The organism is Streptomyces sp. NPDC059443, assembly GCF_042750105.1.
Classification (GTDB): domain Bacteria; phylum Actinomycetota; class Actinomycetes; order Streptomycetales; family Streptomycetaceae; genus Streptomyces.
On record NZ_JBHYVM010000016.1, the window covers coordinates 65,100 to 79,071 of the forward strand.

12 protein-coding genes are annotated in these 13,972 nt (G+C 73.8%); 6 read left to right on the forward strand and 6 right to left on the reverse strand.

Annotated elements, in window-relative coordinates; translation table 11 throughout:
• Positions 1-206: 206 nt before the first annotated feature.
• The gene (locus tag ACFXDJ_RS17680; RefSeq protein ID WP_384849541.1) at positions 207-1,061 is read right to left on the reverse strand and encodes a cupredoxin domain-containing protein; all 855 of its coding nucleotides are present in this window, start codon (positions 1,059-1,061) and stop codon (positions 207-209) included.
• A 95-nt stretch (positions 1,062-1,156) separates the two neighbouring features.
• On the reverse strand, positions 1,157-3,361 hold the full coding sequence (locus ACFXDJ_RS17685; RefSeq protein ID WP_384849480.1) for a right-handed parallel beta-helix repeat-containing protein: 2,205 nt from the start codon (positions 3,359-3,361) through the stop codon (positions 1,157-1,159).
• Between the two features lie 620 nt (positions 3,362-3,981).
• Here ACFXDJ_RS17685 and ACFXDJ_RS17690 point away from each other — a divergent pair.
• The 3 genes from ACFXDJ_RS17690 to ACFXDJ_RS17700 all read left to right on the forward strand — a co-directional run bounded on the left by ACFXDJ_RS17690 (position 3,982) and on the right by ACFXDJ_RS17700 (position 6,850).
• Positions 3,982-4,605: a hypothetical protein gene (locus tag ACFXDJ_RS17690; RefSeq protein WP_384849483.1), complete on the forward strand. Its 624-nt coding sequence runs from the start codon at positions 3,982-3,984 to the stop codon at positions 4,603-4,605.
• A gap of 80 nt (positions 4,606-4,685) precedes the next feature.
• Positions 4,686-6,029 (forward strand): homogentisate 1,2-dioxygenase, encoded by a 1,344-nt coding sequence (hmgA, locus tag ACFXDJ_RS17695; protein ID WP_384663857.1) that lies wholly within the window; start codon positions 4,686-4,688, stop codon positions 6,027-6,029.
• 71 nt (positions 6,030-6,100) lie between these two features.
• Complete coding sequence (locus ACFXDJ_RS17700; RefSeq protein WP_384663859.1) at positions 6,101-6,850, forward strand: GntR family transcriptional regulator; 750 nt, start codon at positions 6,101-6,103, stop codon at positions 6,848-6,850.
• 17 nt (positions 6,851-6,867) lie between these two features.
• Here ACFXDJ_RS17700 and ACFXDJ_RS17705 read toward each other — a convergent pair whose 3' ends face one another.
• Complete coding sequence (locus ACFXDJ_RS17705; RefSeq protein ID WP_384663861.1) at positions 6,868-7,032, reverse strand: hypothetical protein; 165 nt, start codon at positions 7,030-7,032, stop codon at positions 6,868-6,870.
• A 97-nt stretch (positions 7,033-7,129) separates the two neighbouring features.
• On the opposite strand from ACFXDJ_RS17705, the gene ACFXDJ_RS17710 reads away from it, so the two are divergent.
• Complete coding sequence (locus ACFXDJ_RS17710) at positions 7,130-8,308, forward strand: type ISP restriction/modification enzyme (protein WP_384849544.1); 1,179 nt, start codon at positions 7,130-7,132, stop codon at positions 8,306-8,308.
• Between the two features lie 24 nt (positions 8,309-8,332).
• Here ACFXDJ_RS17710 and ACFXDJ_RS17715 read toward each other — a convergent pair whose 3' ends face one another.
• A complete protein-coding gene (locus ACFXDJ_RS17715; protein ID WP_384849486.1) occupies positions 8,333-9,283 on the reverse strand; it encodes a hypothetical protein in 951 nt (316 codons plus the stop codon).
• A 130-nt stretch (positions 9,284-9,413) separates the two neighbouring features.
• Here ACFXDJ_RS17715 and ACFXDJ_RS17720 point away from each other — a divergent pair, with 130 nt between their 5' ends.
• Positions 9,414-10,625: a CaiB/BaiF CoA transferase family protein gene (locus tag ACFXDJ_RS17720; protein WP_384661125.1), complete on the forward strand. Its 1,212-nt coding sequence runs from the start codon at positions 9,414-9,416 to the stop codon at positions 10,623-10,625.
• Positions 10,626-10,736: 111 nt separating this feature from the next.
• Here ACFXDJ_RS17720 and ACFXDJ_RS17725 read toward each other — a convergent pair whose 3' ends face one another.
• Positions 10,737-11,006, reverse strand: a complete 270-nt coding sequence (locus ACFXDJ_RS17725) for a hypothetical protein (protein ID WP_384661127.1) — start codon at positions 11,004-11,006, stop codon at positions 10,737-10,739.
• Between the two features lie 258 nt (positions 11,007-11,264).
• On the opposite strand from ACFXDJ_RS17725, the gene ACFXDJ_RS17730 reads away from it, so the two are divergent.
• Positions 11,265-12,983, forward strand: coding sequence for a serine/threonine-protein kinase (locus ACFXDJ_RS17730; RefSeq protein WP_384661130.1), 1,719 nt, complete (start codon positions 11,265-11,267; stop codon positions 12,981-12,983).
• 10 nt (positions 12,984-12,993) lie between these two features.
• On the opposite strand, the gene ACFXDJ_RS17735 is transcribed toward ACFXDJ_RS17730, so the two are convergent.
• A complete protein-coding gene (locus tag ACFXDJ_RS17735) occupies positions 12,994-13,794 on the reverse strand; it encodes an SGNH/GDSL hydrolase family protein (protein ID WP_384661149.1) in 801 nt (266 codons plus the stop codon).
• Positions 13,795-13,972: the final 178 nt, after the last annotated feature.

Sequence of the window (13,972 nt, forward strand, 5' to 3'; positions counted from 1 at the left end):
GCCGGGGCGCGAGCGGAAGCCCGGCCGGCCGGACGGGGGCCACGGCGCCGCTCTCGGCCACCGTGGCCATCGCGGCCGAGAGCGGGGTCACCACCGGACCGCCGGGGCCGGGGCCGGGGCCGGGCCGCCGCCCGCCGGGAGGCGGGCGGGGGTTCCGGGAACGGCACCCCGGGCGGGTGTCCGGGGTGGCGCGGAGCGGGCGGCGGTCATCGGACGAGGAGCTGGGTCAGGACGAGGTCGGACTCGTGGGTCTCGATCTCGAAGAGGCCCGTGCGGTCGGCCGTCAGGATCAGGGTGGCCTCCTGACCTGCCGGCAGGGCGAGTTCCTTGTCGAAGCCGTGGACGTGCAGGGTGTCCGCGCGGTCGCTGGTGACGCGCAGGGCAACGCGTTCGCCGCGCTTCACCTCGACGCGGCCCGGGGCGGGCGTGACCTTCGCGTCCCGGATGGTGATGGTGACCGTGCGGTCGGCCTGCGCCTGCGCCTCCGGGGACGGAGACACGGGTGAGGCCGAGGGCTCGGCCGAGGCCGAAGGCGAGGCTGAAGGCGAGCCCGGGGGGTGGCTGTGTCCGGTCTGGCCCGGGGGTGCGGTGAGCTGGAGGGTGCCTTCGACCGGCTTGCCCGCGACGGCCCAGGCTGTGTGGTCGTCCGCGTAGAGGCGGACGGTCAGGGTGTGCGCGCCCTCGGGGACCTGCGCCGCGGGCAGGTGGAACCAAGGGCCGTACAGGCGGGCCAGTTTGTGGCCGTCCAGCTCCAGGTGCGCGTGCCCGGCACCCGGGAGGGCGGCGCCGCCGACGCTGTCGGGGGTGAACCGGAAGTTCTTCACCGTCACCTGGAGGTTCCAGCCGTCCTCGGAGTCCGGCCGGGCGGTGAGCTGGACCTCCGGCGCGCCCTCGGCCGGGACCTCGCGGAGCCGGTGGCCTGCGCCGTCGTCGGTGGTGAGCAGGGTGCCCACGTTGCCGGAGGCCTGCTCGTGGCTGGTGCCGGGCTTGTGGTGGGTGGTGGCCCGCCCGCCGCAGCCCGTCACCGCACCGCCGGCCAGGAGCACGGCCAGGGCGAGCAGTGCGGCGGTGCGGCCCGCCCGCCGGTTCCGGCGCGGCGGCGGGGCGCAGCCGTCGCACCGGAACCGGAGGTCGGGGCGGTCGCCCGGGGCGCTGCTCACCGCTGCTCCCCCGCATCCGCGGCCGCGCCGGACTCCGGACCGGCCGCGGCCGGGGTGCCGGCCGGGGTCGCGGCCGCAGCGTCGGCCTCGGCTTCGGCCTGCGCGCGCAGGGCCGGGGCCGGGCCGGCCGGTACGGGGACACGGTCGCCCGCCGGGTCGCCGCCCGGGCCTGCCGGGCGGGCCGGGGTGCCGCCCGGCCCGGCGGAGGCGATGACGGCCCACAGGGTCCACAGCACCGCGACGAGGCCTCGTATCCAGGCGGGGCTGAGCGGGATCCAGGGGATCATCAGAACGGCCTTGTCGAAGGCGTCGAGGAGGGTGAGCGCGCCCAGGAGCAGGGTCAGTCGGGCCAGCCAGGGCCGGGTGGGGCGCAGGGCGAGGCCGGTGCCGGTCCACCACAGGCCGAGGCAGAGCAGCGCCAGGGCGGGTACGAAGGTGGCCACCAGCCCCATGGTGGATCCCGCCACGTCCAGGACCAGGCCGGCGAGGCCGAGCAGGGCGGCCGCCGTGGCCAGCCTGGAGGCGCGCAGGCGGCGCCACCACAGGAGGCCGCCGACCAGGAGCAGGACCGCCGCGACGGCGAGGGCGATCTGGGTCTCCACCCGCTGGAGACCCCGGGCGCCGTACCAGTCGCAGCCGGCCGGGAGTTTGCGCGCCTGCACGTTGTAGTCGGCGCAGACGAGGAGCTGGGCCAGCTTCACCGGTTCGCCGGCCAGCCGGGCCGAGCCGCCGGAGACCGCGCCCCGGCTCTCGCCGCACTCCGGGAGCGTGCCCGGGGTGGAGCCGTCCGGGCCCTGCTGCCAGCAGTTGCCGCGGCCCTGGCCGTCCCACCACACGTCCATGCCGTTGGGGCGGGAGGCGCCGGACTTGTCCTTGCCGAGGACGTTGGCGGCGTAGCGGTTGTGGTGGGAGGTGTCCGCCTGCTTGGACAGCTTCTCCTCGCCCCGGATGAAGGCGGGCACGGCCGTGAGGAAGAAGCCCGCGCGCTGCTGCCCGTACACCCAGTTGTTCTCGTAGAGGTTCCAGTTGCCGCCGGCGGTGATGATGCCGGTGCCGGGGGGCATGGAGATCTGCGGGCAGACCACGCCCTGCTCGTAGCCGCGCTCGATCGGCGGTTTGGCGCAGGTGCCGTCGGCGACGTAGTGGTAGTAGTCGGCGTTGTTGTCGTGGATCAGGTTGCGCTCGAAGTGGGCGTGGTTCTGCGGGAGTCCGGGGTGACCGGGGAAGGCGCTGTCCATCGAGGCGCCGCCCATGTTCTGGTCGAACTCGTTGTCGTGTACCCACACCGAGTCGCCCGCGGTGCCGGAGTAGCCGACCATGTTGTGATGGCTGTGGCAGCCGGTGATCTCGATCGAGTAGCGGGGGACGTCGTAGCCGCGCCCGTCGTTGATGTTGGAGGCGCTGCCCGGGTAGATGCCGGAGTCGCCGTTCCCGTAGGACTCGCAGTTCTTGTACAGCCCGTGGTCGCTGGCGAAGGTCAGGAAGCCGTACTCGTCGTTCCAGCGGGTCAGGACGTCGTCGATGACGAAGCCGTCGCCCGCCAGCACGTACAGCGAGTTGAAGGTGGTGCGCTGCGCGGTGAAGTTGCGGAAGTAGATGCCGTTGGACTTGTCGGCGCGGATCGCGTTCAGCTTCTGGTACTTGGCGTCGATGACCACGTCCTGCCGGGAGGCTCCGGTGCCCTCGATCTGCAGGTTCGTCTTGCCGAGGATGGCGACGAGGTTCTGGTTGTGGCGGCAGGCCGCTTGCTGCTCGTAGCTCAGGATCTGGTAGCCGAGCGAGGAGTTGGGGGCCTTGAGCGAGGCGCACTCCCCCGTCGGCTTGGGGAGCGAGGGCTCCTCCTCGTAGAGGCCGGGGAGGATCGCGATGTTCATGCCCGGCCGGTCCACGGCGTCGACGGCGGCCTGGAGGTCCCGGTAGCCGTTCTTCTCGCAGCGCTCGTAGAGGGCGAGGTTGCGCTGTTTGAGGTCGTCCGGGAAGCCGGATATCCGGCGCTCGAAGGCGGGCCGGTCCGTCTTGCAGACGATCAGGTCGGGCTCGCCGGCCCGGTACTGGGGTACGGAGCCGGTCCCGTCGGGGAGCTCGACGGGGCGTTCCTCGTGCGCGCTCGCGACGGGCGTGGCGACGAGGAGGGACAGGAAGGCTAGGAGGGCGGCGAGGAGAGCCGCCGGCACGGCAGGGAACCTGCGGGTCCACGACATGCGCGTGAGAGTAGAGGATTGTTCATCTTTTGGGATCCCCTCGTGCGCGAATCGGCAGCCGACTGGCCAAGTCGTAACCCGGGCCGGCGGCTCGGGGCGGGCGCGGCCGCCATGGCCGGTGGCCCGGGCCGGGGGCGTCCACCGTGGCCGGCGGACCGGGGCGGCGACCCGGAGGCAGTGGCCAGGGCCGGCGGCCAGGGCCGGGGGCCCGGGGGTGGTGGCCAGGCGGCGGTGGCCAGGGCCGGGGGCCCGGGGCGGCGGCCCGGGGCTGCGGCCAGGGCCGGTGGCCAGGGCGGCGACCCGGGCGGCGGCCCGGGGCGGGGGCCCGGGGCAGGGCCAGTGGCGGAGGCGTCCGCCGTGGCCGGTGGCCCGAGGCGGGCGCGTCCGCCATGGCCGGTGGCCCGAGGCGGGGGCGCCCCCCGTGACCGGTGGCCCGAGGCGGAGGCGTCCCCCGTGGCCGGCGGCCCGGGCGGGCGCGTCCCCCGTGGCCGGTGGCCCGGGGCGGAGGCGTCCGCCGCCCGCGGATGACGGGGTGCGGGCGCCGCCTCCCCCATCCGGGGGAAGCGGCAGAGACCGCAGAACGACGCGGCGGTGGCGGCGCCGCGGGAAGCATGGGCGGCATGCTGAGAATGAGCGCACTGCCCGATGTGCCGCGCTGGGCCACACTCACCGCCCACGCCGTCCCCCTGGTCACCCTGCCCTCGGGGCTGTGGAGGATCGCCCTGGCCATCGGGCTCCCGGTGACCGCGGAACCGGTCCGGACCGCCGGAGGGGCGCTGTACGTGCTCTCGCTGACCGTGGTCTCCGAAGCCCTCGCGCTGCTGACGCTCGGCCTGGTGCGGCCGTGGGGCGAGACCGTGCCGCGCTGGATCCCCCTGCTCGGCGGCCGCCGGGTGCGCCCGCTCGCGGCGGCGATCCCGGCACTGCTCGGCGCGACCGCGCTCTTCGGCCTGTGCGGCCTGGTCGGATACGTCCAGGCCGCGAACCTGGCCGCGGGCACCCTCACGGACACGCCGGCCCAGCAGGCGCTCCTCGTCCTCTGCTACCTGCCCCTGCTCGCCTGGGCCCCGCTCCTGGCGGTGTCGGCGATCGCCTACTACCGGCGCCGGACGGCCACCGGACCCCGCCCCGGCCGCCCCGCCCGCCGCGACGACCTCGACCGCCCCGCCCGCCGCGACAACCTCGCCCGCCCCGCCCGCCGCGACCACTCCACCCGCCCCGCCCGGGCCGTATCGGCCGACTGACCGGGATCTTCCCGTTGACGTGCCGCCGAAGGAATCCTACTGTAAGCCATAGGATTCCTTTCATAGATCGGGAGCGGGCAATGAGCGGCGACGGCGGTAGCAGTGGTGGCGGCACGGAGCAGGCCGGGAAGACGGCCGAGGGGCTGTCCTACCTGACCGGCTTCGGCAACGAGCACAGCTCGGAGGCCGTGACCGGAGCGCTGCCGATAGGCCGGAATTCGCCCCAGCGATCCCCCCTCGGCCTCTACGCCGAGCAGCTCAGCGGCAGCGCGTTCACCGAGCCCCGCTCCCACAACCGCCGCTCCTGGCTCTACCGGATCCGCCCCTCGGCCGCGCACCCGCCGTTCACCCGGACCGACAACGGCGCCCTGCGCACCGGGCCCTTCACCGAGGCCCCGGCGGACCCCAACCGGCTCCGCTGGAACCCGCTGCCCGACCCGGCCCCCGGCACGGACTTCGTGGCCGGCCTCTGGACCCTGGGCGGCAACGGCGACGCCACCCAGCGCACCGGCATGGCCATCCACCTCTACTCCGCCAACTCCCCCATGACCGACCGGGTGTTCAGCGACTCCGACGGCGAGCTGCTGATCGTCCCCGAGCGCGGCGGCCTGCTGCTGCGCACCGAGTTCGGGCTGCTGAGCGCCCGACCCGGCGAGATGGCCCTGATCCCGCGCGGGGTCCGCTTCCGCGTGGAGCTCCAGGACGCGACCGCCCGCGGCTACGTCTGCGAGAACTACGGCCGCCCCTTCGAGCTGCCCGACCTGGGCCCGATCGGCGCGAACGGGCTGGCCGCCGCGCGTGACTTCCGGGCGCCCGTGGCGGCGTACGAGGACCACGAGCGCCCCACCGAGGTGATCAACAAGTTCTGCGGCAACCTCTGGACCGCGACCTACGACCACTCGCCGCTCGACGTGGTCGCCTGGCACGGCACGCACGTCCCGTACGTGTACGACCTGCGCAGCTTCAACGTCATCGGCTCCATCAGCTACGACCACCCCGACCCGTCGATCTTCACCGTGCTGACCTCGCCCTCCGACACCCCGGGGCTGGCGGGCGTGGACTTCGTCGTGTTCGCCCCGCGCTGGCTGGTCGGCGAGGACACCTTCCGCCCGCCGTACTTCCACCGGAACGTGATGAGCGAGTACATGGGCCTGATCGAGGGGGCCTACGACGCCAAGGCGGAAGGTTTCGTCCCCGGCGGCGGCTCGCTCCACAACATGATGTCCGCGCACGGACCCGACCGGGAGACCTTCGACCGGGCGAGCGCCGCCGAGCTGAAGCCGCAGAAGATCGACGACGGCCTGGCCTTCATGTTCGAGACCCGCTGGCCGATCACCGCCACCGACCAGGCCGCCGGAGCGGACCACCTCCAGAGCGGATACGACGACGTCTGGCAGGGTCTCCAGCGCCACTTCCGCGCCTAACATCACGAGCACGCCGCGCGGGCGCGCCCACCGCACCCACCGCGCCCACCCCGTCCTACGGAGAACCACCCGTGACCGCCTTCGCCCCCGACTCGCTGGTATTGAACCGGAAGCTGCCGCTCTGGTACCAGGTCTCCCAGTCGCTGCGCGCCTCGATACTCGGGCGCACCGCGGACGCCTCGCTGCGCCTGCCCACCGAGGAGCAGCTCGCCGAGCACTACGGGGTGAGCGTGCTGACCATGCGGCAGGCGCTCAAGGAGCTGGAGGCCGAGGGGCTCATCAGCCGCCACCGGCGGCGCGGGACCTTCATCGAGCCGGCGGCGATGCGCGGCGCCCCGGTCCGGCTGCTGGGGTCGGTGGACGCGATCGTGGCCCAGCAGTCGGGTGACCGTACGACGATTCTCGGCCATGCGCGGACGCCGGTGTCCGGGGAGCTGCTGGAGCACTTCCCGGACACGCCGGAGGTGGTCACGTACCGCAGGCTCCGCCACGACAGCGAGAGCGGCGAGCCGACCAACTGGGCGGAGAACGCGGTCCGTCCGGAGCTGGCGGAGGTCATCGACCTTGCGGACCTGGAGCGTTGGCCGATGACGAAGGTGCTCCGCGACATCGCCAAGGTCGAGATCAGCCGGATCACCGACACCGTCGAGGCGCGGCTCGCCGACCCGGTCACCGCCGAGCTGCTCCAAGTGCCCCTGCTGAGCCCGATCCTGCACTACACGGGCGTGACGTACGACAAGGGCGGCCGGGTGGTCGACGTGGCGCGCATCCGCTACCGCGGCGACCGCTTCTCCTTCACGGTGACGGTCGACGCGCACTGACCGCTACTTCTTGACCGCTACTTCTTCTCCTCGTCCTCCGCCCCGCGCTCACCCTCCGCCTGCGAGGGCGTGGTCCGCATGGTCTGGGCGTGGCGCTGCTTCTTCTGCTGTTCGTCCATGTCCTCATCGAGCCGTTCCCCCTCGGCCTGCGACGGGGTCGAATACTCGTCGTACTGGCTCATGACCGCCTCCTGCGTCTCCGGGCCGGTGCAGATCCGTACATAAGGAGCCTAACTCTCCGGCCTGGACGCGGCCCGCCCGCCAGGTGGCGTCGCTACCATCGGCCTGGTGAGCGACGACACCCCGCTGCTGGACGATCTGATGCCCTGGGCCGTGGGCTCCCTGCGCCTGGGCCGGGCCTGGGTGGCGGCGCCCGACCCGGCGGCCCTGCGGGCCCGCTGGGCCGCCCTGGCGGGCGCCGCCGGGGCCGAGCGGGAGCGGCTGTTCCGCCCGACCCGGGCCCGGACCCCGGCCGCCGGAGCCGCCGCGCTGCCGGGCCAGCGCGCGGGCTCGACCGCCCGTTTCGCCGATGTGCCCGGCCCCTGTCCGGAGCCCGTACGGATCCTGCGCGAGCCCTTCGACGAGCAGTGGCTGCTGCCCGACCAGCGGCTCATCGACCTGGCCCGTCCGGAGCTGTGGCGGGTCCTGGACGAGCACCAGCTGTTCGCCATGGAGCCCCCGCAGAGCGCCGGGCCGCCCCTGGTCACCGCGCACCTCCCGGCCGGCCGGCTCGGCCGGATCCGCCCGCTGCACCGTCGGCCGGGCGGCGCCGAGCCCAATCTCGCCCCCGGCCTACTGCCGCTGCTCGGCGAGCGCTACGGCACCTGGGTCACCCCCGAGGACGTGCTCTGCTGGATCCTCGCCGCGGGCCGCCCGGGGCCCCGGGGGTACGAGGTCCCGCTCACCGCCGACCCCGAGCGCTGGCGGGCCGGGCTGGAGCTGGGCCACCGGCTGCTCTCCGTCCAGCTGCGCGGGGCCCGCGGCGGCGAGCCGCCCCGGCTGCCCGGCGGACGCCGGCCCTACGTCCGCTCCGCGCTGCCCGCGTGGCCGCGCGAGCTCTCGTACGGCCCGGAGGCCGAGACCCTGGACATCGGCGGCGGGACCGTCTCGCCCGTCCCGGCCGGTGCCTGGGAGTACGAGGTCCAGGGCGTCCGGGTCCTGGAGTCCTGGTTCGCTGCCCGGCTCGCCCACCGGGACCCGGAGGCCGACGGACTGGACGCGCTGGGTCCGGCCGAGTGGCCGCAGAGCTGGACCTCGGAGCTGCTGGCCCTGGTGACCACCCTGGCGCTGCTGGCCGACCTGGCGCGGGAGCGGGCCGCGTTCGAGACGGGGCCGGCGCTGGACACCGCCGGGCTGCGCGCGGCCGGGATCCTGCCGCCGCCGCACTGGGCCCGGCGCCCCGCTTCGGTGCTGGACCACCAGGAGGAGGGCCCGGGCGGCCAGTTCGCGCTGCTGTGAAGCCCGCCGGGAAGCCGGCCGCCGCTACGGGACCGGGGACACCGGCACCTGGACGGTCCGCTGGACGGACACGGCGCCGCCCGCGTCGAGCGCGTCGGCCACGTGGAGCTGGACGTTGGCGGTGAACCGGCAGCCGATCACGGCGATGCCGCACACCCGGTAGCGGACCACGACGCCCTTCTCGGTGCCCGCGGGCACCGCGCCGACCGTCTGCGGCACCGGACCGAGCCGGGTGACCGCGGGGGTGGTCGGCAGGGCGTCGGTCAGGGCCACGTCGAAGGCGTCGCCCGGCCCGGTGTTGCGGATCCGGTACTCGACGCTCAGGGTCCGCGAGAGGTAGTTGAACGGGCCGCCCCAGAAGGCCCGGTGGGTGACGGTGAGCGCGGGCTGGAGGACGCTGACGGTACCGAAGAGCTGCAGGGTCCACGCCCCGCCGGCGCCGACGGCAATCCCCGTGTTGAGGTTGAAGGTGCCCGAACCGGTGGTCTGGCGGTAAGAGTTGCCAGGGGTGGTGTCGGCGACGACGGTCCAGGTACCGGAACCGCTGACGTTCGTACCGCTGTTGAACATGCTCGGGAAGGCGCAGCTTCCGCTGCTCAGGGCCAGCGTCAGGCTGCCGCGGGCGTTGGTGAGGGTGACCCGCGCGTCCGTTCCGCGCAGCGCCGCCTGGGTGGCGCCGAGCAAGACAGGGATATCGAAGGACAGTTGGCTCGGCAGCGAGGAGAAGACGCCCGCGGGCACCGACTGGCTGCCGGTGACGCGCCGGGTCTCCGCGAGGGGGCCGCTCGTGCAGTCGGAACCGACGCTCGTCACGTTTCCGTTGGTGTTCGAGACGGAAACGTTCAGCGACTGCGGAGCGAAGCCCGCCGCCGGCGCCGGGGCGGCTCCCAGCACCAGACCGGCCAGCAGCGCTATCACCACGACCGCCGCCCGCCGGATCGGGGAACGCGGATGCGGTGCGGTCGAACGCCTCATGGGCAACCCTTCGGACGGGTCGATGGACGGAGAACCCGACATACCATACGCAGATAAATGCCATATAACGTGGGATCTCGGACACACCGCGTGGTGACAGGCCCGGGTCCGAACCGGTAGGGAGGGCTCCATGACTCCCGACACCCGCGCCACCGACCCGCTCCCCCTCGACGGCATCACGGTCGTCTCCGTCGAGCAGGCCGTCTCGGCCCCCTTCGCCACCCGTCAGCTCGCCGACCTGGGCGCACGGGTCATCAAGGTCGAGCGGCCCGACGGCGGTGATTTCGCGCGCGGCTACGACACCACCGCGCACGGTCTCGCCTCGCACTTCGTGTGGGCCAACCGGGGCAAGGAGTCGATCGCGCTCGACCTGAAGGATCCGCGCGGCCGCGAGGTGCTGCACGGGCTGCTGGACGGCGCCGACGTGTTCGTGCAGAACCTCGCCCAGGGCGCCGCCGCCCGGCTCGGGCTCGACTCGGCGGCGCTGTGCGCGCGTTACCCGCGCCTGGTCGCCGTGGACGTCTCGGGATACGGACCGGAAGGCCCGTACGCCCACAAGCGCGCCTACGACATGCTCGTCCAGTGCGAGGCGGGCCTGGTCTCGGTGACCGGCACCCCGGAGCGACCCGTCAAGGCCGGCATCCCGGCGGCGGACATCGCGGCCGCCATGTACGCCTTCTCGGGGGTGCTCGCGGCCCTGCTCCGGCGCGGGACCACGGGGCGCGGGGGCCGGGTGGAGGTGTCGATGCTGGACGCGCTCGCCGAGTGGATGGGGCATCCGCTGCACCACACGATGCACGGCGGGCAGCAGCCGGTGCGGACGGGGCTCGCGCACGCCGTGATCGCACCCTACGACGCCTACGCGACGGCGGACGGGGACCAGGTGCTGCTGTCGGTGCAGAACGACCGCGAATGGCGGCGGCTCGCCGAACACGTGCTGGAACGGCCCGAGTTGGTGGAGGATCCGGGATACGCGACGAACGCGGCGCGTACCGCGAACCGGGAGAAGACCGACGCGCTGGTGGCCGAAGCGCTGGCCCGGCTCGGCGCGGACGAGGCGATCGGCCGGCTGGAGGCGGCGGGCATCGCCTGCGCGCGGCTGAACTCGGTGGCGCAGCTGGCCGCACACCCCCAGCTGGCGGCCCGGGACCGCTGGCGGGAGGTGGGCTCGCCTGCGGGCCCGCTCCGGGCCCTGCTGCCGCCGATCGGGCTGCCCGACGGCGCGGCACCGCACATGGGTGCGGTGCCCGCGCTCGGCGAACACACCGAATCCCTACTGCACGCCCTGGGGATGACGGGCGAACAGATCACGGTATTGCGCCGGGACGGCGTGGTTCGCTGACTGGACAGGGTCGATCGGACTGCTGATCAGGCCGGGGACGGAGCGGTTTCGCCGCCGGGACGGGTACGCCGGCGGCGCGGACGATGCGAACCGTGCAGACCGTGCGGACGGTTACGAACGGCGGCTGCCGAAGAGCGTGCGACGCAGCCGCCGCAGCGGCGCGAAGAGCGAAACGCGCGCGCTCCGGCTCCGCAGCCGGTGCGTGTGGTCGCGCGAGGTGAGCTCGCGCATGAGCAGCGTCGCCTCGGCGGCCTCCCGGTGCGGGATGGCGGGACCGCCCAGCACGGCGAGGTGGCGGTCGAGGCGCGAACTGGTCGCACCACTACCGCAAGTGATGGCAGGCACGCGAGGCGGCCTGCTGCGCATTGCTATCTGTTCCATGTCTCTCCCCACCCGTACGAGGGCACCCGGCCCACCGGGCAGGGTAACCCTACCGCCCCGACGTCGCGCGCGGGTATCCCGGTGGTGTGAATTGCCCGTGCGGTGACCGGGAGTTGACGACTACTCAGCGGAGTCGCCCGTCACTCTCCGCACAGAGCGCCGACTCCTGTCACGACAGGGGCCGCACCGCGCCCGCTGCGGTAACTTGGAGTGATCGTCCGGTAACACATCTGGGGACGCGCGTGAATGAGGCTTGCGGTGACTGAGTCCGCGTCGAACGAGGGCGGGAGCAACGGGGGCGGGAGCGCCGAGCGCGTCATCGGAGGACGGTACCGCCTGCTGGGCCCGCTCGGGCGCGGCGGGATGGGCATGGTGTGGCGGGCCCGGGACGAGGTGCTGGGCCGCGAGGTCGCCGTCAAGGAGGTGCGGGCGCCGGCTGGAATGGACCCCGCCGAGGTGAGCCGGATGTACCGGCGCCTGGAACGGGAGGCCTGGGCCGCGGCCCGCGTCTCGCACCGCGGGGTCGTCACCGTCTACGACGTGGCCACCGAGGACGGCCGGCCCTGGATCGTGATGGAGATCGTACGGGGCCTCTCGCTCGCGGAGGTGCTGGAGGGGGACGGGCCGCTCACCCCGCAGCGGGCCGCGCACATCGGCGAGCAGGTGCTGGCCGCGCTGCGCTCCGCGCACGAGGCCGGGGTGCTGCACCGGGACGTGAAGCCGGGCAACGTGCTGATCGCCAACGACGGCCGGGTGGTGCTCGGCGACTTCGGGATCGCCAGCCTGGAGGGGTCCACCGCCATCACCATGACGGGCGAGGTGGTCGGGTCCCCCGAATTCCTGGCGCCGGAGCGGGCGTTGGGGCGGGAGCCCGGTCCCGAGTCGGATCTGTGGGCGCTCGGGGTGATGCTGTACGCCGCCGTCGAGGGGATCTCGCCGTTCCGCAAGGACACCCCGCTGGCCACGCTGCGGGCCGTGGTGGACGAGGAGTTCCCGCCGCCGCGGGCGGCCGGGGCGCTGACGCCCGTACTGGAGGGGCTCCTGGTCAAGGACCCCGCCGAGCGGCTGCCCGCGGCGGAGGCGGCCCGGATGCTGCGGATCGTCGGAGCGGGCGGGACCGTACGGGCCTCCGGCGGGCCGGCGTCGGGGCCGGCCGCGGGACCGGGCCCGGGGTGGCAAGGACCCGACTCCCCCACCTCCGTCGCGCAGCACCGGTACGGCCGTCACACTCCGCCGCTGCCCGCGCCGGTGCCGATGCCCGCGCCGGGGCCCGGGAGCATGGGCCCGCCGCAGGCCCGGCAGGGTCGGGCCGGGCTGGTCCTGACCGGCGGGATCGTGCTGATGCTGGTGGCGCTGGCCATGCTGGGCTGGCTGCTGCTGAAGGACCGCCAGAGCACCGGCGGAGGCGGGGGCAGCCCGACGGGTGCGCCGACCGCCACGCAGAGCCCTTCGCCTTCGCCGAGCCCTTCGCCGAGTCCGACGCGGAGCCCGTCTCCGAGCCCCTCCCCCTCCGAGTCCCCCTCGGCCACCGCCGCACCGAACTTCACCGTGTCCGCCGTCCAGGCGGTCCGGGACACCTACCGCGGAGCCTGTCCGCCGCCCGCCACCGGTGCGCCCGCCTTCACCGCCACCGTCGCGGTGGACCGCACCCCGGCCGTCCTGGAGTACCGCTGGGCCGCGCGGGGCGGGGAGAGCACCGGCCCCGGCTGGCAGTCCGTCACCTACCCGGCGGGCGGCCCGCTGAGCATGCGGCTGGACCACACGGAGCCGTCGTACCACGAGGGCACGTCCTTCCGGGATGCCGTGCGGCTGGAGGTCCGGCCCCCGGGGGCGGAGGCTCCCTCGGCGGCCTCCGCCTGGCTGGAGTTCTCGGTGACGTGCGAGGAGGAGACCCCGACCGCCGGGGCCTCCTCCCCTGGAACCACCGGACCGACCGGCTCCCCGTCACCGAATCCGGGTCCGGCCGTCAGCCCGTGAGAGCGACCCCTCAGGCCGCGTTGGTGAAGACGGGCAGGTATCCGCCGGACTGTCCGGCGGCCGTGGGGTGGTACGACTCACCGATGTTCAGCCAGTTGAGGCTGTGCAGCCACTCGCTGCCGGAGCAGATCTCGTGGCCGGTGAAGGCTCCGGTGACCGAGGCGAAGGTGAAGCCGTGGTCCGCGGCGCGTTTGGCGATGGCGGCGTTGAGGTAGTCGGAGCCGCCGTTGATGGCGGTGCGCTCGCCTTCCGTCAGTCCGGCGACACAGGTGCCGTTCAGCTTGTAGAAGCGGGGATAGCCGAGGACGACCACGTGGGCGCCCGGGGACCGGCTGTGGATGGCGTTGTAGACCTGGTCGAGCTGGCCGGGGAGGGTGGAGTCGACGTAGGCCTTGGCCTGGTTGACCCGGCTGATGCAGGTGGACTCGGACTGGAGCACACAGGTCGTCATGACGTCGGAGAATCCGGCGTCGTTGCCGCCGATGGTGATGCTGACCAGGTCGGTGCCGGAGTTCAGCGGTCCGAGCTGGTTGTTCAGCACGTCCCCGGTACGCGCACCCGAGCAGGCGACGAAGGAGAAGGTCTGCGGGGAGTGGGCGGCGGCCCAGAGCGCGGGGTAGGCGCGGGTGGTGCGCTTGCAGTCGCCGCTCGAACTGTCGTAGTTGCCGGCGCCGACGCCGGAGGAGTACGAGTCGCCGAGGGCCACGTAGCCGAAGTCCGCGGCGGCGGAGGCCGGGCCGGCGCCGAGCAGGGCGGCGCCCGCGGCGAGTAAGAGGGCGGACGCCAGGGCGGCGAAGCGCGGCATTTTCATGCTCATGTGTGCGGCTCCTTGTGGGGGGTTACTGCTGAGTCCGTGGTACAAGGAACCGAGGGGTCTTTGGAAGTGTTCATGCCAAGAATATTCGGGGCAGACATGCGGTCCGAATCTTCACCCGCATGGCGTTTGAAGAGGGAAATCCGCCACCCGATCCGGCGAAACACGGGTGCAC